This is a genomic window from Mycobacterium sp. NPDC051804, from assembly GCF_044452905.1.
GTDB lineage: Bacteria > Actinomycetota > Actinomycetes > Mycobacteriales > Mycobacteriaceae > Mycobacterium.
Genome location: NZ_JBITCD010000006.1, coordinates 297055 through 317241 on the forward strand (window position 1 = coordinate 297055; position 20187 = coordinate 317241).

General features: G+C 63.6%; 13 protein-coding genes. 4 read left to right on the forward strand and 9 right to left on the reverse strand.

Annotation, left to right across the window (positions count from 1 at the left end; genetic code table 11):
- Positions 1-105 precede the first annotated feature (105 nt).
- Positions 106-2466 carry an arylsulfatase gene (locus ACIA48_RS24320; RefSeq protein ID WP_396737591.1) on the forward strand — a complete coding sequence of 787 codons (2361 nt, stop codon included), beginning with the start codon at positions 106-108 and terminating at the stop codon, positions 2464-2466.
- Positions 2467-2472: 6 nt separating this feature from the next.
- On the forward strand, positions 2473-4146 hold the full coding sequence (locus ACIA48_RS24325; RefSeq protein ID WP_396737594.1) for a SulP family inorganic anion transporter: 1674 nt from the start codon (positions 2473-2475) through the stop codon (positions 4144-4146).
- Between the two features lie 3 nt (positions 4147-4149).
- Here ACIA48_RS24325 and ACIA48_RS24330 read toward each other — a convergent pair whose 3' ends face one another.
- The gene (locus tag ACIA48_RS24330; protein WP_396737597.1) at positions 4150-4797 is read right to left on the reverse strand and encodes a TetR/AcrR family transcriptional regulator; all 648 of its coding nucleotides are present in this window, start codon (positions 4795-4797) and stop codon (positions 4150-4152) included.
- Between the two features lie 28 nt (positions 4798-4825).
- Here ACIA48_RS24330 and ACIA48_RS24335 point away from each other — a divergent pair, with 28 nt between their 5' ends.
- A complete protein-coding gene (locus ACIA48_RS24335; protein WP_396737600.1) occupies positions 4826-5617 on the forward strand; it encodes a Coq4 family protein in 792 nt (263 codons plus the stop codon).
- Positions 5618-5619: 2 nt separating this feature from the next.
- On the opposite strand, the gene ACIA48_RS24340 is transcribed toward ACIA48_RS24335, so the two are convergent.
- The 8 genes from ACIA48_RS24340 to ACIA48_RS24375 all read right to left on the reverse strand — a co-directional run bounded on the left by ACIA48_RS24340 (position 5620) and on the right by ACIA48_RS24375 (position 17191).
- Positions 5620-6498 (reverse strand): formylglycine-generating enzyme family protein, encoded by an 879-nt coding sequence (locus ACIA48_RS24340; protein ID WP_396737603.1) that lies wholly within the window; start codon positions 6496-6498, stop codon positions 5620-5622.
- On the reverse strand, positions 6491-7387 hold the full coding sequence (locus ACIA48_RS24345; protein ID WP_396737606.1) for an HAD family hydrolase: 897 nt from the start codon (positions 7385-7387) through the stop codon (positions 6491-6493). The genes ACIA48_RS24340 and ACIA48_RS24345 overlap by 8 nt, the downstream gene beginning before the upstream one ends.
- Positions 7387-8940 (reverse strand): arylsulfatase, encoded by a 1554-nt coding sequence (locus ACIA48_RS24350; RefSeq protein ID WP_396737609.1) that lies wholly within the window; start codon positions 8938-8940, stop codon positions 7387-7389. The genes ACIA48_RS24345 and ACIA48_RS24350 overlap by 1 nt, the downstream gene beginning before the upstream one ends.
- A 13-nt stretch (positions 8941-8953) precedes the next feature.
- Positions 8954-10495 carry an arylsulfatase gene (locus ACIA48_RS24355; protein WP_396737612.1) on the reverse strand — a complete coding sequence of 514 codons (1542 nt, stop codon included), beginning with the start codon at positions 10493-10495 and terminating at the stop codon, positions 8954-8956.
- 104 nt (positions 10496-10599) lie between these two features.
- Positions 10600-12294, reverse strand: a complete 1695-nt coding sequence (locus ACIA48_RS24360; RefSeq protein WP_396737614.1) for an ArnT family glycosyltransferase — start codon at positions 12292-12294, stop codon at positions 10600-10602.
- A complete protein-coding gene (locus ACIA48_RS24365; protein ID WP_396737617.1) occupies positions 12291-13781 on the reverse strand; it encodes a glycosyltransferase in 1491 nt (496 codons plus the stop codon). The genes ACIA48_RS24360 and ACIA48_RS24365 overlap by 4 nt, the downstream gene beginning before the upstream one ends.
- The gene (locus ACIA48_RS24370; RefSeq protein WP_396737620.1) at positions 13778-15301 is read right to left on the reverse strand and encodes a hypothetical protein; all 1524 of its coding nucleotides are present in this window, start codon (positions 15299-15301) and stop codon (positions 13778-13780) included. Before ACIA48_RS24370 ends, ACIA48_RS24365 begins: the two co-directional genes overlap by 4 nt.
- 3 nt (positions 15302-15304) lie before the next feature.
- Positions 15305-17191, reverse strand: a complete 1887-nt coding sequence (locus ACIA48_RS24375) for a hypothetical protein (protein ID WP_396738459.1) — start codon at positions 17189-17191, stop codon at positions 15305-15307.
- Between the two features lie 270 nt (positions 17192-17461).
- Here ACIA48_RS24375 and ACIA48_RS24380 point away from each other — a divergent pair, with 270 nt between their 5' ends.
- Positions 17462-20128 (forward strand): alpha/beta hydrolase-fold protein, encoded by a 2667-nt coding sequence (locus ACIA48_RS24380; RefSeq protein ID WP_396737622.1) that lies wholly within the window; start codon positions 17462-17464, stop codon positions 20126-20128.
- Positions 20129-20187 lie beyond the last annotated feature (59 nt).

The following is a 20187-nucleotide window of genomic DNA, read 5'->3' on the forward strand; positions in this document are numbered from 1 at the left end:
CTTCGCCTCCGACGATGGTTCCGAGCTTTCCACCTGAGGATGTCGATTGTTGCGAAGTGCAGAAATTGCCAGCGACGATCACGGGTGCAGTGACAGCATTGACGCATGGCCGCTGACAACGACTCGGATTACCCGCTGCACCTTGATCGTTATCACCTGCCCGAGCCGGAGTGGACTTTCCCCGACGCCCAAATCAATTTGTACGCACAGGATTCGACTCCGGACTTCCCGCCGGTACGTCAGGCACCGGACAGCGCGCCGAACATTTTGCTGGTCTTGATCGACGACGTCGGGTTCGGCTGGCCTAGCGTCAATGGCGGCCTGGTGCGGATGCCGACGGCGGAACGCCTGCACAAGCGCGGCTTGTTCTACAACCAGTTCCACACCACCGCGTTGTGCTCACCCACCAGGGCAGCGCTGTTGACCGGGCGCAACCACCACTCGGTGGCCACCGGTGTCATCCAGGAGATGGCGACCGGCTATCCCGGCTACTGCGGCATCATTCCGAAAAGTTGCGCGACGATGGGTGAGTTGCTGAAACAAGCGGGCTATACCTGTGCGTGGTGGGGCAAGAACCACAATGTGCCCGACAACCAGACCAGCCCGGCAGGCCCGTTCGACAACTGGCCGACCAATCAGGGATTCGATCACTTCTACGGATTCATCGCCGGCGAGACCGATCAGTTCTATCCGTCGTTGATCCGGGGCACGACTCCCGTCGAACCACCGGCGCGCCCGGAGGACGGCTACCAGCTCACCCGTGACCTGGCCGATGATGCGATCGGGTGGATTCAGATGCAGAAGACGATCGCCCCCGACCGGCCGTTCTTCGGCTACTTCTCAACTGGAGCGGCGCACGCCCCGCACCAACCGCCGCTCGACTGGCGCGGTCGTAACGAGGGCCGATTCAGTATGGGCTGGGACGAATACCGCAAGACCGTTCACCAAAATCAGCTCGACATGGGCATCATCCCGGCCGGTACGAAGCTCACCGACCGGCCCGAGCAGATCCCGTCGTGGGACAGCCAGCCCGCCGAGCACCAGGCGCTGTTCGCCCGCCAGGCCGAGAACTTCGCGGATTTCCTCGAGCACACCGACTACGAGGTGGGTCGCGTCGTCGACGCCATCGACGAGATCGGCGAGCTGGACAACACCCTGGTCATCTACATCATCGGCGACAACGGCTCGTCGGGCGAAGGGTCGCTCATTGGCACGCCGAACGAGGTCATGAGCCTCAACGGCCAGCAGCCCACCGTCGAGGAATCCATGCGTTTCATGGACCGCTGGGGACTGCCGGGCACGTCGCCGCACTACGCGGTGGGCTGGGCGCATGCCGGTGACACCCCGTTTCAGTGGACCAAGCAGGTGGCGTCGCACTTCGGGGGCACCCGCAACAGCATGGTTGTGTCGTGGCCCAAGCGCATCGCCGACCACGGCGCCGTGCGGTCGCAGTTCCACCACGTGATCGATGTCCTGCCAACACTTCTCGAAGTCGTCGGTGTCCGCGAACCAGTCGAAGTCAACGGGTACATTCAGCGCCCGATCGAGGGTGTCAGTCTTGCCTATTCATTCGCCGACGCTGACCAGGAGAGTGCCCGCGACAAGCAGTACTTCGAGATGATGGGCAACCGCGCGATGTACCACGACGGGTGGATCGCCTGCTGCCGTCACGGCCGGTTGCCCTGGGAGACCGCGGGCACCTTCTCGTATGACGACGACACGTGGGAGCTGTACAACATCGCCGAAGACTTCAGCGAGTCCGTCGATCTCGCCGAACAAGAGCCCGCAAAATTGCGCGAATTGCAGGACATGTTTTTGGCCGAAGCCGCCAAGTACAACGTGCTGCCGATCGACGACCGCTTCGCCGAGAGACTGGATGTCACGCTTCGTCCTGGCTTCTTCACCGGACGCAAGGAAGTCACTTTCCATCCGGGCATGACCCGGCTACCCGAGGGGTCGGCGCCCAAGATGGTCGGCGTGCCGCACACGATCACGGTGCCGGTCGAGATACCCGAAGGTGGTGCCGAAGGCGTGTTGTGCGCCCTCGGCGGTGATGCCGCAGGTTTCGCGTTGTTCCTGTGGGAAGGCAAGGTTCGTTACCACTACAACTTCTTCGGCATCGAACGATACGACGCCGTCGCCGAGAACGCGTTGCCTCCAGGTAAACACACCATCGTCGTCGACTTCGAACCGGACAGCCCGCAGCCTGGCAGCCCCGCGTCCGTAACCGTCTCGGTTGATGGTGATCAGGTGGCCCAGGCGAGGATCGAACGGCAGGTTCCGCAGCGCTGCGGCACCGAGACGTTCGATGTGGGGATGGACTGTGTCTCACCGGTCTGCGATGAGTACGGCGACAAAGGGCTGTTTCCGTTCACCGGAACATTCGAGTCGGTGACGTTCAAGTTCGGCGATTTTGACGAGCCATCGGGTATGGACCGGCTCGAGATGGCCACGAAGATGGATTGAGCCGGAGTGAAATCGCCGATCGCATCGCTGGGCAAGCCGAGATTCCGCGACGTCATCGCCGGGCTCGTCACCGGCCTGTTCTCTATTCCAGAGGGCATGGCGTACGCCAGCATCGGCGGCTTCAATCCGGTGGCCGGCCTCTACTCCGGTGTCGTCTCGACGATCGTCGGGTCGATGTTCGCGCGCACCGTCTTGATGGTGACGACGCTGACGAGCGCGCTGGCGCTGACGTCGCAAAGTGTGTTGACCGCCGCGGGTCTGGATCCGACCGAACCCGCGAACATCGCGGCGCTGGTCCTCGTCGCGGGCGCGGTGATGCTGCTGTTCGGGCTGCTGCGCTTCGGCGCGATGATGAACTTCGTCTCCAACGCGGTGATGACCGGTTTCACCACCGGCATCGCGCTGCAGATCATCGCCGGCGTGATCCACGACGCCACCGGCTACAAACCCGCCAGCCACAACACCGTCGGCAAGTTCATCGATGCGTTCGCCCACGTCGGGTCGTGGCAATTGGCGCCCTGCCTGGTCGCGCTTGGGACCGTCGCGGTGTGGGCAGTGTTCCACTTCATCAAGCCTCTTGAAGCGTTTGCGACGCTGATCGCGTTGGTGGTGGTGACCGCCGGCGTGACACTCCTCGCGGTCGATGTCGAAACGGTTGGGAACATCGCGTCGATCCCGAACGCACTGCCGCCGTTGGAGATTCCGAACTTCGCCGTTATGCCGGAGCTGCTGGCCGGGGGATTGGCCGTGGCATTGGTCGGACTCGCCCAGGCGGCAGGCATCTCGGCCGCGGTACCGAATCCCGACGGCAGCCGTCCGAGCACGAACAAGGATTTCGTCGCCCAGGGCGCGGCCAACCTGGCCGGTGGCTTCTTCGGCGCACTGCCGACCGGTGGGTCACTGTCGCGCACCGGCGTTGCGGTCTCGGCGGGGGCGCAGACCAGATGGTCGGGCATCTTCGCCGGGATCTGGCTGGCCGCACTGGTTTTGGTCGCCGGCTCGTTGGCGGAGCTGATCCCGATGCCGGTGATCGGCGGGCTGATCCTGGTGATCGGTGCCGAACTCGTGTCGGGCCGCTGGGCCGACATCAAGCTCGTTCTGCGCACCGCGCCGCTGTCCGCGGTTGCGATGCTGATCACCTTCGCGGCGACGACACAGTTGCCCTTGCATACCGCGATTCTGATCGGTGCGATCACATCGCTGGTTCTCTACTGCGTGAAGGCTACGCAGTCGGCAACGCTGATCGCATTGCGTCCCGCGAGGGATGGCTGGGACCGGGCACCGGTGCCCGACCAGCTGTCGAGCAATGACGTGACCGTGCTGCACTATGCGGGTATCGGACTGTTCGCCGAAGTACCGCGAATCGACGAGGAGTGGCCCGATGTGTCCGGTACGAGCAAGGCAGTCGTGGTTCTCAGCCTTGGCTCCCTGCCGGATGTGCCGTCCACCAAGGTGATTCATGCGCTCGAACGGTGGGCGCGAGGACTGTCGGCCAACGGTGGCCGACTGATCATCGCGGGTGTCGATCAGGCGTCTGAGGCGGTGCTCAAGCGCGCGGGTGTCGGCGACGTCGTCGGCGGAGACGGGATAATCCCGGCAACGCCGCGGGTGTTCGGCGCACTCGACGAGGCCGTTGACCGCGGTAAGCGGTGGATCCACGCCGATGGCCCAAAGGATTGAGTGTCAGAACACCGGTCCAGGCGCCGGCGGCCGGCGGACGACAGCGGGCAGCACGAAGGTGTGGATGAAACGGCGGACGACGTCGGCGTCGTCCGATCCGGGAATCACGTTCATCAACAACGTCAGAGCCATGCTGAGGACGTAGCGTCCGACATCACCTGGTTCGAGCCCCGGCCGAAGGTGGTCCTGGTAGAGAACGAAAAGCTGCTCGTAGAGTCCGCTGACTTTGGCGCTGAGCACAGGGGAGTTGGTAAGCAGGCTCGCCAGCGCGTGTTCGCCACCCGAGGAAAGCAACACCAGCAGTGGATCGCGGCTGACGACTGTGGTCACGAAAACCAGCGATTCGGTGATGAGTCCGCCAACGTCGTCGGTGGGCAGCAGGTCTGCGATCAATGTGGCCACGTACCTGTCCATCACGTGGGCGGCTACGGCAACGATGAGCTCGTCGCGCCCGTCGAAGTGTCGATAGAGCACGGTTCGTGTCACGCCGGCGCGTTGGGCGACCTGTGCCATGGTCACGTCCAGTCCGCGCTCTGCGAAGCACAATTCGGCGGCATCCACCAAGGCTTGCCGGGCTTCGGCCGGGGAATTTCCACCGCCCGCCGGCCTGCCTCGAGGCCGGGCCTTCACCATCGGGGACATAATTGACATATACCTCAGAATGTATACTATTTGGGTCATGGACGCGCGCGCACGTGGCGGGCAACTGCGAACGGGATTTCAGGCGCTTACCCGTGTCTTCGGTCTGAAGTTCATAGGTCTCACCTTCAACCATGAGCAGGTATTCGAAGCCGTCGTCGCGTTCGGATTCCCCACCATAGAACGCGAATACCGCAAGCTGGCCGAGTCGCCCGAGGGGCGCACGCTGTTGCAGAACAAGCCGGACCTGATGGCTTTCCTCGGCGACGATGATTACCTCGCGTCGCTTCCGCCCGGATCGCTCGGCGCCGCGTACCGAGACTTTCTGCGCCAGCACCGCCTCGACGCCGGCGTGTTCGACGCCGCCGACGTCATTCGACCGGTCGTTGAGCGAAACGGTTGGGACCGGGACTTCTGCTACATGATCGCCCGCGGCACCGTCCTGCACGACCTGTTCCATGTCCTCGGAGGGTACGGCCCCGACCTCGGTGGCGAACTTGGCAATCTCGGCTTCACTCACGGGCAGCTCGGAAGCTGCCGAACGACAGCCGTTTTCGGCGCGCTACTCCGTGTGTTGATTCAAGGTGGGTCCGTGCGACGTAAGGGCCGGTATTGGCAGGAAGCGGTTGACCGTGGCCGGGCCGCCAAGAGCTTGATGGCTGCGCCTTACGAAGAACTCCTCGCCCGGCCCCTTCAAGAGGTCCGTGCTGAGCTTGGCATCGAGCCGACGGACGTTGCACATCCCGCGGGACACTTCTTCACCCGGTGGCAGCCACCGTTTCTAGGCGGCGTCCCCTACGAACCGTGGGAGTACGAGAAGTCCCTCGCATAGTGCTAGCGCTTCACACAGCGGAAACCGACATGGCTCATACCAGTATCGACTGGCTGCGGGCGACGTGCGGCGGGACGGTACCGCAGGCAGTAGACATCGGCACACAGGAATGATCCGCCTTTGAGCACCTTCCGCGGCACCTGGAACTGCGGCTGCCGAGGATCGTAACTGTCTGAGGCGCAACAGGGTTGGTTGTCACGGGTCTCGCCGTACCAGTCGGTGGTCCACTCCCATGTATTGCCGGCCATATCGAACAGCCCGTACCCGTTGGGCGGGTAGCTGCCGACCGGGGCGGTGCGGCCGTATCCCTTCTCCGGTCGCCACGGGAAATCGCCGTGCCAGTAGTTGGCCATCGGTTGGCCCGGCGACTCCGGCTCATCGCCCCAGGTGTACTCGGCCTGGTTCAGACCGCCCCGTGCCGCGATCTCCCACTCGGCCTCGGTCGGTAGGGACATGCCTGCCCACACCGAATAGACTTCGGCGTCTTCGTATGCGACATGGACGACGGGGTGATCGGCGCGCTTGTCGATGGACGACAGCGGGCCGACGGGGTGACGCCACGACGCCCCCGGCGTCCACGTCCACCACAGGTTGAGGTGCCGAAGGTCCACCGGCCCTTTGGTGCGGGTGAACACCATCGATCCGGGTTGCAAGTTCTCCGATGGCGCGTCGGGGTAGGCGGCGGCATCCACGGGCCGCTCGGCGACCGTGAGATAGCCTGTCGCATCGACGAACTCGGCGAACTGCGTGTTGGTGACCGCCCTGGCCATCATCCAAAACCCGTCGACGTCGACGGGCCGCGCCGGCGCCTCCTCGGGGTAGTGGTGATCGGATCCCAGCGTCGCGGTCTGCGGCGGAATCCAGACGAGGTCGTCAGTCACCGAAGACAGTGGTCCAGTCGTTCTTCATGCTGACGACGGTCCAGCCCTCGTTGGACGCTTGGTCCAAGGACTTCTCTGCACCTGCGATGTAATCGAATTCGCGATCGGCGTCGTCGTGCAGCACCAACAGGCGCAGGCCCTTGGTGAACTCCAACATCTCGATGTCGCCGTTGGAGTTGCCCGCGCCGAGAATCGGCCTGCGACCGATCCGGCTCCACAGCCGTACCGGCTTGATCGGCCCGTCGTCGAGAAACTCCGGCTGATCCGTCGTGTAGAGGTGTCCGTCGCGGTAGACGAGACCTACCGAGCTGCCCACCACGCGCTCCGGCGGGACACCGTACAGCGATCCGGTCACCGGACGCATGAAGTCCCGGCCACCGCCGGACACGATGTAACAGGTGAAGCTGTTAGCTTCAAGATCGCGGAGCAGCTCGACCATCGGCGCGTACCCGCACGACGTGTACGGCCGGCCCAGCGTCGGATGCTTAGCTTCGGCGAAGAAACTGCTGACCCGCCCGGCGTGCTCCTCGACGGTGATCTCGTGATGGGCGCGGAGGATCGCTCCCATAAGCGGTTTGAGATCGGTGTCGTCGCCCTGGTAGTGCTTGGTGACCGCGTCGCCGAGCCACTGTAGGTCACCCGTGTAGGCGGCTTTGTAGGGCTGTTGGTCGCGCAGCGACGGGTCCGCCTCGGCCTGTTCCTTGAAGCGGCGCAGGAGAAAGTCGAGCTGGATGTACATCGGCTTCTCACACCACAGCGTGCCGTCGTTGTCGAACACGGCAACGCGTTCTTCGGGTGCGACGTACTCCGGACCGCCTTCGGTGATGATCCGTCCCACGAAGTCGACGATCGCCGACTTTGCGGGACCCTCGTTCCAGGTATCGAGCATCAGCCGCCCCGAGATGCGAGGAACTTCTCGAGTTCCTCGACGGCGTTGTTGATCGTGAACGACGCCGGCTCCTGCCGCGGCGGAAACTCCTTGAAGGTTTCCAGGAACCGGTTCACCAGGGCGGAACCGTAGAACATCAGGAACAGGCGGTCGATCATCCAGTCCCAGTAGGTGTTCGACGTGATATCGGCGTGCTCAAAGGGATCGGTCCGGAGGTTGAACAACTTCGGTGCGCGGAGTTTGGTGAAGGGCTCGAACCACACCTGCAGCGTGCCGGGGCAGCGCTGCTCCATGAAGACGATCTTCCAGTTGTCGAATCGGATGCCCAGCACATCGCCATCGTCGGAGAAGTAAATCATTCCGCGCCGGGGGCTCTCATCGACCTCGCCGGTGAGGTACGGCAGCAGGTTGTAGCCGTCGATGTGCACCTTGTATTCGGTCTTTCCGTCGGCGCCGGCCTTGAAGCCCTTCTTGAGCTTCTCGACGATGTCCGGGTCGCCTGCGGCTGCAGCGAACGTCGGCAGCCAGTCATGGTGCTGGACAATCTCATTGGAGACTGACCGTGGCTTGATCTTGCCGGGCCAGCGGATCATCTCGGGAATACGGAACGCACCCTCCCAGTTGGTCGCTTTCTCGCTGCGGAACGGCGTGGTGGCGCCGTCCGGCCAGCTGTTGGCGTGTGGGCCGTTGTCGGTGCTGTAGATGACGATGGTGTCCTCGGCGATGCCCAGGTCGTCGAGCAGGTCGAGCAGCTGGCCGACGTTGCGGTCGTGGTCGATCATCGTGTCGTGGTACGGCGATTGCCAGCGGCCGGCCTGCCCTCGGCTCTCTGGCTTGGTGTGAGTGCGGAAGTGCATGTGGGTCATGTTCATCCAGACGAAGAACGGGGTATCGGCCTCGTGTTGTCGCCTGATGAAATCCGCACACGCGGCAGTGGTTTCGTCGTCGACCGTTTCCATTCGCTTCTTGGTCAGCGGGCCGGTGTCCTCGATGCGCTGCTTGCCGACCGGGCCGTACCGGTCGTCGACCTCGCCGGAGTCTTCCTCGGTCGCCCAGGAATGGATCACGCCGCGGGGGAGCAGCGCCTTGCGTAGCAGCGGCGCTTCCTCAGCGGTCGGATAGTCCTCGTGCTCAGGTTCCTCCTCGGCGTTGAGGTGATAGAGGTTGCCGAAGAACTCGTCGAATCCGTGGGCGGTCGGCAGGTATTTGTTCAGGTCGCCGAGGTGGTTCTTACCGAATTGTCCGGTGGCGTACCCCATGGGTTTGAGGATTTCGGCGATCGTCGGGTCTTCCTTCTGCAGACCGACGTCGACGCCTGGCATCCCGACCTTGCTCATCCCGGTGCGGTACACGCTCTGCCCGGTGATGAACGACGACCTCCCCGCGGTACAGCTCTGCTCGCCGTACGAGTCGGTGAAAAGCATTCCCTCGTCGGCGATCCGGTCGATGTTGGGCGTGAAATAACCCATCATGCCGCGGCTGTAGCAGCTGAGATTCTGGATACCGATGTCGTCGCCCCAGATGACGAGAATGTTCGGCTTGGAATCAGGCATGCGCAATCCTCTTCTAGTCGGATGCCAAGAAGGCATCGAGCTTCTTGACGATCTGGTCGATGCTGAAGCTGGCCGGTGGGTGCCGCGGGGGGAACTCTTTGAACGTGTCGAGGAACTGCGCCGCCATCGCCGTCGCGTAGAAGGCGAAGAAATCACGGCGGAGGAACCACTCGTAGTACGTGTTCGACGTGATGTCGGCGTACTCGAACGGATCGGTGCGCAGATTGAACAGCTTGGGCACCCGCAACTCGGTAAAGGGTTCGGCCCAGATGCGTAGCGTGCCCTGGCAGCGCTGTTCGGCGAAGACGATCTTCCAGTTCTCGAAGCGCATCGCGACCAGTTCGGCGTCGTCGTTGAAGTAGAAGAATCCGCGCCGGGGGCTGTGTTCGACCTCGCCGAGGAGATACGGCATCAGGTTGAACCCGTCGATATGGACCTTGTACTCCATGACGCCGATCTGGTAGCCCTTCTTCAGCTTGTCGCTTACGTCGGGGTCGCCCGCTGCGGCGAGCAGCGTGGGAAGCCAGTCGTGGTGCTGGATGATGTCGTTGGAAACAATGCCCGCCTTGATCTTTCCCGGCCAACGGATCATCTCCGGCACCCGGTAGGCGCCCTCCCAGTTGGTGTTCTTCTCGCTGCGGAAGGGCGTCGTGCCGCCGTCCGGCCACGTGTTGCGGTGCGGCCCGTTGTCGGTGGAGTAGATGACGATGGTGTCCTCGGCGATGCCGAGTTCGTCGAGCACGTCGAGCACCGTGCCCACGTTCTTGTCGTGATCGATCATCACGTCGTGGTACTCGGACTGCCACAACCCGGCCTGCCCTCTACTTTCGGGCTTCACATGTGTGTACAGGTGCATGTGGGTGAAGTTGCACCAGACGAAGAACGGGTTGCCCTCAGCATGTTGCCGCTTGATGTAGTCGACAGTGCGGTCGGCGATGTCGTCGTCGATGGTCTCCATGCGTTTGGCGGTGAGCGGACCCGTGTCCTCGATGGTCTGCTTCCCGATCGGGCCGAACTTCGGGTCGTCGGGTTCGGTCGACACCTCGCCCGTTGCTTTGCAGTTCATCACGCCGCGCGGCAAGGCCTGCTCGTACAACCTCGGGAACTGATCCTTGTGTGGGTAGTCGTACTGCTCGGGCTCCTCTTCGGCATTGAGGTGGTAGAGGTTGCCGTAGAACTCGTCGAACCCGTGCACGGTCGGCAGGTACTTGTTCAGATCGCCGAAGTGGTTCTTCCCGAACTGCCCGGTTGCGTAGCCGAGAGGCTTGAGCAGTTCAGCGATGGTGGGATCTTCGGCGGCCCACCCGATATCGACGCCGGGAACCCCGACTTTGCTCATGCCGGTTCGGTACACGCTTTGTCCGCTGATGAATGCGGCTCGTCCAGCGGTACAGCTTTGCTCACCGTAGCTGTCAGTGAACCGCATGCCCTCGTTGGCGATGCGGTCGATGTTGGGGGTGCGGTAGCCCATCAAGCCGTCGCTGTAGCAACTGAGGTTCGAGATTCCGATGTCATCACCCCAGATGACCAATATGTTGGGCTTTCCGTCCGGCATGGCCTGCTCCCTTCCAGCACGTCGTCACGTCGGACGCTATGCCGTATCAAGGCAAGTCGTGCTGGAAAGCGGCGCTTCTCAGCAGAAACTTACGTGGTGGTTTGTCATCCTTCAGGCGGAGGTGTCGGCTCCTTCACCTTGTACAGGCGCCACGTCGGTTGGTCCTTGCCGTTGTTCGGCACCTCGAGCTCTAGCGTCGCCACGTCTGCACCGGTCTCGTAGAGCGTCGGGTACCGCAGATTCAGGGCATCCGAGGTACCTCTGCCCTCGTTGGGAATGGCCAGCATGTACTCGATGCCGTGCGCGGACGGATCGCTGAGCAAACGGACGAAGTCTGGATCCGACGGCACGATAAAGGCTTTGGGTTGTTGTGAGGCCGCGATGACCGAGAACGCGTACACGGGGTCGGTGAGGATCGACGAATCCGGGAGGTTCTTTCGCTCCAGATACTCGGCGATCGCCCGTTCCGTCGAGAACTGGGTCGCCAGCGCCCGTTCGTCGGCCTTGCGCGGGGACACATCATCGGGGTCAGGATTCACGACCGCGCCGAGTCCGTATTCCTGCGGCGCGTACTTCGGTTGTGCCATACCGAATCCCGCGACTGGCACGCAGACCGCCAGCAGCAACGCGGCCGCGGCGTACACCCACCGCCGACGGGGATCGGTCGCTGTCTCGGTCACCGGCGGTGCCGGGTAGCGGCCGCGGCGGGCAGGAGAGCGCAGCGGGCCGTCCGGCACCCACATCAACGCCATCGCCGCAGCGAACGGTATCGCGATGATGTAGAAGCGAAGGAAAGGGAACGTCGATCCACTCGAGAATGAATACACCTGGAACGCCAACACCGCGCCGAAGACGGTGAGGGGCGCGGCCAGCATCGACCAGTTCGGCCGTCCCCACCGTAGCCAGACGCCGCCGACGATCAGCACAAGCAAGGTGGGTGCCAACAAGGTGAAGGACATCAGCGAGAACGTCAGGCTATCGGTGAATCCCGACGCGCCGGTCCCGCCTTCTTGCTCGAGGATCGCGGTATTCCCGTACCGCGAACCGAACTGCGCGAAGGCCAGACCGGTGATCATCCAACTGGCCACCGCCCAGCCGATGAACGCGGCGAGGCCCGGCCCACTGACGATGATCATGCCCAACAACGCCCGTTTGAGGCGTGGTTTTCCGCGCGCTCGCACATAGGTTGTGATCGCGACGAGGAACCCCGCGGCGCCGATCGCCGCGGCGGCATCGTATCGGGTGAGGTAGGCCAAGCCCATCGCGATACCGCCTGCAACCACCAGATGGTGGACATCATTGTCGACCATCCACATCGTCAATCGCCGGGCCGCCCAAACGACGAAGAATACGAAAGGCGCCTCACTCATCCCGTTGGATCCGTAGAAGATGATCATCGGGTTGAGCGCGAACAGCGCGACGATCGTCAACGTGAATGCCCGCGGTAAGCCGCGATCCATTCCCATGCGCAGAGTTTGGTACACCGCACCGGCCATGAATGCCGCCGACATCAGCGTTCCGGAGAACGCACGCTCGGCCATCGGCGGCCAAAGTGCGCTCAGCGCCACAAGCGGAATCTGCACCATCGCGGTGAGCGGCGTGAAGATGAACCCGATGGCGGCTAGATGCGGACTCCGGCTGAACAACACGCTTTGCGCAGCGGCGACACGGGCGAGAGCGTCACCGATGATGAAGCCGTGTCGTACCTGCAGCCAGTACCCGACCGCGGCGTAGCCGACGAACATCGTCGTGAATGCGGCCCACGCCAGCCGGCTGTCGGTGAGTCGGCGCAGGCTCACGTGGCCGCCTCCTTGGCCTGCCCAGGCGAGTCGGTGAGCCCGTGGAACGTCTTCTCCCAGTAAGAGGGATTGCGAATGAGTTGGTAGGTGCCCTTGGCGGCTGCCACACTCATCATCAGCCAGAAGGCCGGCACGGTGAGCGCAGGCCACAGGAGGTCGGCGCGGTCATCCTCCCAGAGCGTGATGAGGTTCATGTAGATCGTCGCTGCGTTGCCCAGTACCAGGCAAACGAGGGCGGGAAAGTAGATGTACCAAGGAAAGACGGCCTCGATGAGTGCGGGTTGGCCAAGGAACCAGAACATGGTGATCAGCCAGAACATGAGGTTGAGGACCGCGATGATGGGAGTGCCCGCCAAGACCAGATTGAATCGCAGGAAGTTACGAAAACCGATGGTGTGCAATAGCTTTCGAGGATGCCGCATCTGAACCAGCCACGTCTGGAGGTAGCCCTTGTACCAGCGGGATCGTTGCCGCACCCAGTTCACCGGATCGCTGTTGGCCTCTTCCAAAGTCTGGGAGTCCACGATCGCGGTTTGGTAACCAGACGCCGCGATACGCAGCCCGAGGTCGGCGTCTTCGGTGACGTTGTGCGGATCCCATGCACCGATCTTGTCGAGAACCGGATGCAATAGATGGTTCGACGTGCCCCCTAGCGGGATAGGTGAATTGCTACGCATCAAGCCGGGCAGCAGGTAGCCAAACCATAGGGCGTACTCGGCAGTGAACCATCCGGTGAGGATGTTTTGATGGCCGTTGTGGTAGGCCAGTTTGGCCTGCACGCAAGCGATGTTGTCCGGAAGACGATCGAAAACCGCGACCACACGGCGCAATTGGAGTGGTTCGGGAAGGTCTTCCGCGTCGTAGATGGTGACGATCTCGCCCGTGGCGAACTGCAGCCCGTAATTGCACGCCTTGGGTTTGGTGCGCGGTTCGGCGGGTGGCACGAGGACGATCGTGATCGTGTCCACTTCGGCACATTGTTGGGCAGCGCTGATGGTGGCCTCGTCATCGGCTTCGAGCAGAAGCAGGATTTGTAGCTTCGCCTTCGGATAGTTCAGGGCGGCCATCGAGCCGATGAGGTCGGCGACCACCTCGGGTTCGTTGTAAGCGGGCACCAGAATCGTGTAGAGCGGGAGGTGGGCGTCGGGTATCGCGAGGGCTTCCTCGTCTGTCACGACGATCGGACGCGTCGCGAGTCCGGTACGAAAGATCAGCACCCTGTCCACCATCGTGAGCACGTAACCCAGGGTGCACAGGCCGATCAGGGTCACTATCGTGCCCATCGGCCACAGAATGAGGCATACGACGATGACGGCCAACAGAGTCCACGCCGTCAGGCGCTGCCACCCGACCACCGCTACCGACGCCGAACGTGACGGATCCGTCTCGCGTAGTCCGTCAACGGCAATGTGCAGCGCACGGTGTTTCTCCGTCTCGGTCAGCGTGTCGACCGTGAGCGGGATGTGCTCTCTCTGCCCGGCACTCACTGTTGTTCCGCCGAAGGTTCGAGTTGGGCTGTGACGAGTGCGGTGCCGACCTGCTCGAGCATGCCGGCGTCTTTGAACTCCGGCTCGCGGTTCTCGACCGCCGCGTTTCCGCGGAACAGCACGACGATCAGAGAGTTGAGCAGGGTGGGCAGGGAGTGGCCCGGCTTGGGGAAGGGCGCCCCGTCGTCATGGTTGTCCACCGACGCCACCAGTACGCGCTGCGCGACAGAGCCGTTTGTCCACGTCCATTGCAGGACGTTCCAGGTCACCAGAAGCTGGTCATCTATACCGGAGAGGAGTTGGGAGCGAACACCGTGACCGAGATCTATTACACGGGACTCGCTGAACCGCACATGTGGCGCGTTGTAGACCACCAGGCTCGGATAGATCTGGAGGGTAGATGAAAGGTTGGTCGTGATGGTGTCCATGACAACTGTGCGTGGCGCAGAAAGCTTGTCCCAGTCTGGGTTTCCGACGTTCGCGGTCATCTGCTGGCGGATCATCCGGGCTCCGGGGCCGTAAAGGCGGCTGGCGACCGCGGGGAACTCCATGATGTCGGTTTGGTGCCACCCCGGCGGGATGATCAACGGCCGGTCAAGCGTCAGCATGTCCGATGAGACGGGTGCAGGCCGTGGTACCACGGGCAGCTGTACGAACGACAGCGCAACGGCGACGACGGTTACCAAAGGAACCGCCGCCCACACCTGCCGAGCGGCCAACGGTTGCGGGTGGGTGTTGAGAGCAGACAACCGCAGTCCCTTGTGCGCGTAGAAGAACACGCCGATCGCGGAGACGATGACGGCGGCGAGCGACGGGACCAATTGGTAGGCGAGCAGCGGGGCCGCGGGGAAGAACATGGCCATCACGCCCAGCACGACGATTCCCACCAGCACCGCTGCCAGCGCCCCGATCGCACCGCGGCGCGGTCCGCGACGCGTACAAATCCACGCCGCGAAGGCGGCGATCAGCAGCGTTCCCACCGCGGCGGTCAGCTTTCCGCCGCCGAGTAGGACGACGACCAGGATCTGGTACGGCAGCGGAAAGACCGCGAGCAGCAGAATCCACACCCACACGTATCTGATCAGTGGCCGGATTCCGAAGAGCACGACCGTTGACGACAGCACGAACAACCACATCGCGACCAGATCCAGCCGCAACAGATCGAAGTACATGGCGTAGCGGTCCAGTAGCACCGCGTGTAACAGCAACGAGAGCACCAGGCCCATCACACCGACGATGATGTCGGTCTGGCGATCGTGGATGGGCCGGTCGGTACGCGGCTGAAGCGTCACCGCTATCGCGGCCAACAGCCCCGCGGCAAAAACTGTCCAGACGAAACCGATCAGCGTGTCGCCGCGCGTCGCGGCGACCAGGTTGGCCAGGCTCCGGTGAAAGGCGAACACCGTCAGAGCGGTTATCAGAATCCAGCGCAGGACCAGCCGGTCAGTGGACTCCGTCGCCTCCCACATGCGGCCGAGCGACGACTTACGTTCGGACTCAACCGGTGTGGCGGCCGGCATCGCTTAGCCGCTCGTCGATCGACGCCGCTTCAGTGTCCACACGAGGACACCGGCAATCACCACAGCGATCAAGCCGCCGCCGAGCCACCACAGCGCGGATTGTCCGTCGCCGGCCGGTGCCGGCGCTTGCGGGACGTCGACATCGACCGTCACCGGCTGACGGCCGGGCATCGCAATCACGACATTGCCGTCGAGTTGCGACCAGCGGAGGGTGTCTTGGTCGAGCCAGGACAACAACGAGTCCAGTTGTGCCGCATCGCCGTTGGACGTCGCCACCAAGACCGTACGGCCACCTGCGTACACCGTCTGGAGCGATCCGAACGGCTTCGTCGGATCCAGGGTCAGCGTCGTGTCGCCGCCATCACCGTCGCCGCCCCGCACAGTGATCGGACCCGATTGGTCGGCCGAGACGAGCAGCGGAATTGCGCTTTGGTCCCAGCCCGTGGCGGAGATCAGGATCGCGGGGTTCGGCGAACCGACCGCGTCGGCGAATGGCACCGCAACCGTGTCCAGGGGACGGGCACTGAGGTGCTGTAGGCCTTCGACGATGGTGGCGGCCCGCACGGTGTTCGCAAACGCCTCCTCGCCTCCGTTCAGTCCGACCTCGACTCGCGGCATCAGAGCTTGCGGCATCGATTGGAATCCGAGGTCGACGGGTGGGTTCGCCAGCGCGGTCTCGACGGCGGTGGCGCCGTCGATGACCAACCGAATGGGTGCGTTCTCGCCGCAGCGTCCGGTGTTGCCCGCGGCCTGCACTTCGACATCCAACGCGGTGTACCGGGATATCCGATCCTCGGGGATGTCGATCCAGCGGTCTATGGAACCTGTTGATTCCGTGGGCCATTGCGCGACCGTCTGATCGGCGATGCTCACTACCACCTGGCCTCCGAGTGAGTCAGGTAGCGGTGTGTAGCTGCCGATCAGATGGACCCGCACTGCGCGCACTGGTCGGCCCAGCCGCGTCTGGTCCAGCGGAATGGTCACCCTGGGATTGGTCAGGTCGGTGGCGTTGACGCCTGGCTGCCCGAGATCGCGGATGGTGGTGAGGTCGGCGGGGATTTGGGCCACCGGATGCAACGGACCGACGGTGGCCTTGGCGCTCGCGGCCAGTCGCGACAGGTCGCTGGTCAGCAGCAGCACCTGGTTGGTGATCTCTCCGGTGGGGCCGGTGATCAGTAGCGATGGCATCGGGCCCGGCCCGCGCTGCAGGCCTACCGAAGCTTGCGGGCCCTCCTTGACCACGATCTGCCGTTCGAATTGTCCCGGTGGCGTCGGCGGGATTGTTGTCCCGTCCAGGGCCACGACGCTCACTTCGGGATTCTGCTGTCCGTAGTGGGCGACGACCGCGGCGGTCAGCCGAATCGCGGCGTCGGATTCGACCAGTGACGGTGAGCGAGGAACGAAGATCGTCAGCCGTTGCAACACCGGCGGCAGAAAATCGGCGACAGCAGCCGGCGGGGCTTCATTGCCGGCCAATTCAAGTGACATACCGGTCAGCCTCAACGGATTTGCGGGATCGTAAAGGCAGTATTCCGGCGGCGGGATCAGCGTGGCGCGCATTTGAATCGTGATCGAGTTATCTACCACCGCGGCGCCTGCCAGTGGAATCGTAATTGGTGCCAGATCGTTTGCCGGTAATGGCATTCGCACAATGGAGCGGTCGCCCTGGGTGACGGTCAGGAAACCGCGCAAGACCGTGGGCGGCATTTCGACGGTGCCGTTGAGATCCACCGGGTCCGCCCCGACCGGAACCGGGATCGTCAGAGTCGTTTCGCCGTCCAACCCGTAGAACGACAGCGTGTTTCCCAAGCCCAACGACCGCAGGCTCAGAGTCTGAGGATCCGCCTCGTCACCCTGGGCCGCTGCAATCGGAGCTGGCACGAGCCCCATAAGAGCAATGACAATGGCGGTGACAGTGGCCAGTGCGCGCCGGCCACCAGCTATATGCCACCCCACGGGCAGAAGTCTAGGTGAGGCGGACTGGCCGATGTCCGTTTATCGGGAATCTTTAGACGACCTTGCCTCTGCAAAGCGATGAGCAGAAACCCCAATCGAAATGTCCTGCAAACAGCAATAATCGGAGTTTATGAGATCCCGCGATGGCAACCGCGATGAAGCCAGCGGATTGACGACGTAGTGCATAGCGGAAATTCCGTTCTGTTGAAACGGATCTTTCCGAGCCGCCGTCGCACGGCGCGGGGTGTAGGGCTGCTGTGCGCACTCCTGCTTGCCATCGTCGGCTGCGGGGCGTCAGACAGCGGCTCGACGCCAGGTGGCGAACAGAGTGAGCCCGGCGCCGGCACCGTCGTCTCTGATGCCGAGTTACCCGACCTCGATCCGGCGCTGCGTGACTCGGCGTCGTGGGCCAGGGCCATGACGTATCGGTCGCGATCCGGCATTGACGACGACAACACACACGTCACCGGCGTGGTGTTGGCGCCGAAGGGGGAACCTCCGGACGGAGGATTTCCCGTCGTGGCACTGGCGCCCCGCGTCGTCGGTACCGCTTCTGATTGCGCCGCGTCGCTGTCACCTGACCTGCTCGGCAGCGCCGGGGCGGCAGCGGCGCTGCTGAACGCGGGTTATGTCGTGTTCGTGCCCGACTACCAGGGTTTGGGCGAGCCGTCGGACAGCGAAGGGATCTACCACCCCTACCTTGACTCGACCACCGCCGGTTACGTCGTCATCGACGGTGTCAGGGCGGCGAAAACCCTTGCACCCGTGAAGACGTCGAATTCATGGGCCGCGCTGGGCAGCTTGGAGGGTGGACAGGCCGCTTGGGCTGCCAACGAGCTCGTCGAGAATTACGGATCCGGCCTGGATCTCGTCGCCACCGCGAGTCTTGCACCGCTCGCCGATTTCGAAGGGCTCGCCGATGCGGCGATGGTCGGCACCCTGACGGCCGAGCAGAAACTTGTCTACGTGGCGTATCTGGCGGCCGTTGCGAGTGAGCACGAGTACGACGTTGATCTCGACAGTTACCGACGCGGTGCGGCACAACAGAATTGGGATGCGCTGCTGTCCTGTCAACAGCCGGACCGACTGGCGTTGGCTGAGCAGATCCCACCGCAGGACCTCAAGCCCGCGGACGAGCAGGCGCTGACAACCCTGCGCGGCTACATGCAGAAGACGACGTTGCCCCAGGGTCCAACGGCGGCGCCGATGTACGTCATCTATGGCGGCGCCGATCCGATGATCCCCGCCGCGTGGACCGAGCGTGCCATCGGCCGCGCATGCCAGATGGGTGACGTGATTCAGGTCGCGGAGTGGCCGGACAAGGGGCATCAGGACATCGATCCACTCGCCGGGGTCGGTTGGCTCGTCGACCGGCTGAAATCGAACCCGTCAGCGAACGACTGCGCGCCGTTCCTCGCTGACCATCCCGTGCCACCTGGCGAGGCCCCGGCGCCGCGCCGGCCGGCTGCGGCCGATGAGCCGGACACCCAAACGTCGGCGCCGACCGAAACCGGGGTCGCCCTGACCTCGGGTTGGCTACCGGCGACCATCCAACTGACCACCTTGGCGCTGCTGGCAGTCGCGACCGGCTTGCGGTCGGAGGACTGGCGCCTGCGCTGGATACCGGCGGCACTGATGGTCGGGTTCGCGACAGCCGCCGCTGCGCGGCTGTTCGTGAAGTACCAGGGCTGGAATCAGGAGGCGGCGTCAATGCAGGCGGTTTCTTGGACAGCCGCCTCCGGTTTCGCGCTCGGTGTCGCAGTCTTTGGATGGCCCCGGTCGCCCTGGTGGCGGCGTTCGGCATCGGTGGCCTCAGTGTTGTTGTGCGTGCTGTCGGCGGGGATGGCGCTCAACACCGCCACCGGCTACTTTCCGACGGTCACGGCGCTATGGCGACAAGCTACGGGCGCAACACCCGATGACTGGATCGACGAGGCCACCCTGGCGCAGATGGTGCGCGACAAGGCAACGCCCGCCGAGGGCGTGATGGTATGGGTCGACATCCCGAACGACGCATCGGGCTTTGATCACCGTCCGGAGCTCGTGTACTTACCGCCAGCCTGGTTCCGCTCCGACCCGCCGCCGAAACTTCCGACATTCATGATGCTCGGAGGGGAGTTCAGTCAGCCATCCGACTGGCCGGTCGCCGCCAGCGCGGTGACAACACTCAACCGATTCGCCGCAGCGCACGGAGGGAATGCGCCCGTCGTCGTCTTCCCCGACACCACCGGCAGCCTGAGCAACGACACCGAGTGCGTAAACGGACCGAGGGGGAATGCTGCGGACCATCTTATGAAAGATGTTGTGCCGTTCATCATTTCTGAGTTCGGCGTGAGTGCCGACCCGGCCAACTGGGGTCTGGTCGGGTGGTCATCGGGCGGCACCTGCGCGTTGATGACCACGGTCATGCACCCCGAGGTGTTCAGCGCGTTCGTCGCCCTCGACGGCCAGCTTGGGCCCAATACCGGAACCAAACGACAGACCATCGCCCGTCTCTTCGGGGGAGATGCCGCGGCATGGGCGGCGTTCGACCCCAGGACCGTCATCGAAAAACACGGTCCGTACGACGACATGGCGGCCTGGTTGGGCGTCTCAGAGGATATTCCTGCCGATTACCGATCGGCCACCATCACCCCGCCGGATCCGTCGGGGATCGCGGAATGGGACCCTTATTCCGAAGAGCACGAGGATAATTCGCGCACACTATGCCTGCTGCTCAGTGGTCACAATGTCGAATGCTCAGTGGTCGGCTACGGCGGTTCGCACGATTTTCTATCCGCGGGTGAGGCCTTCTCCGCTGCGCTGCCTTGGCTCGCCGGGCGGCTCGGGACGCCGGACGTCCCAGAGCGTCCGCTGCCGGGTCGCCCGTAGTCAGGTCGCAGACAACCCGATGTACGCACGTTTCGGCCCGCAGACGGCCGGAGGGGAGG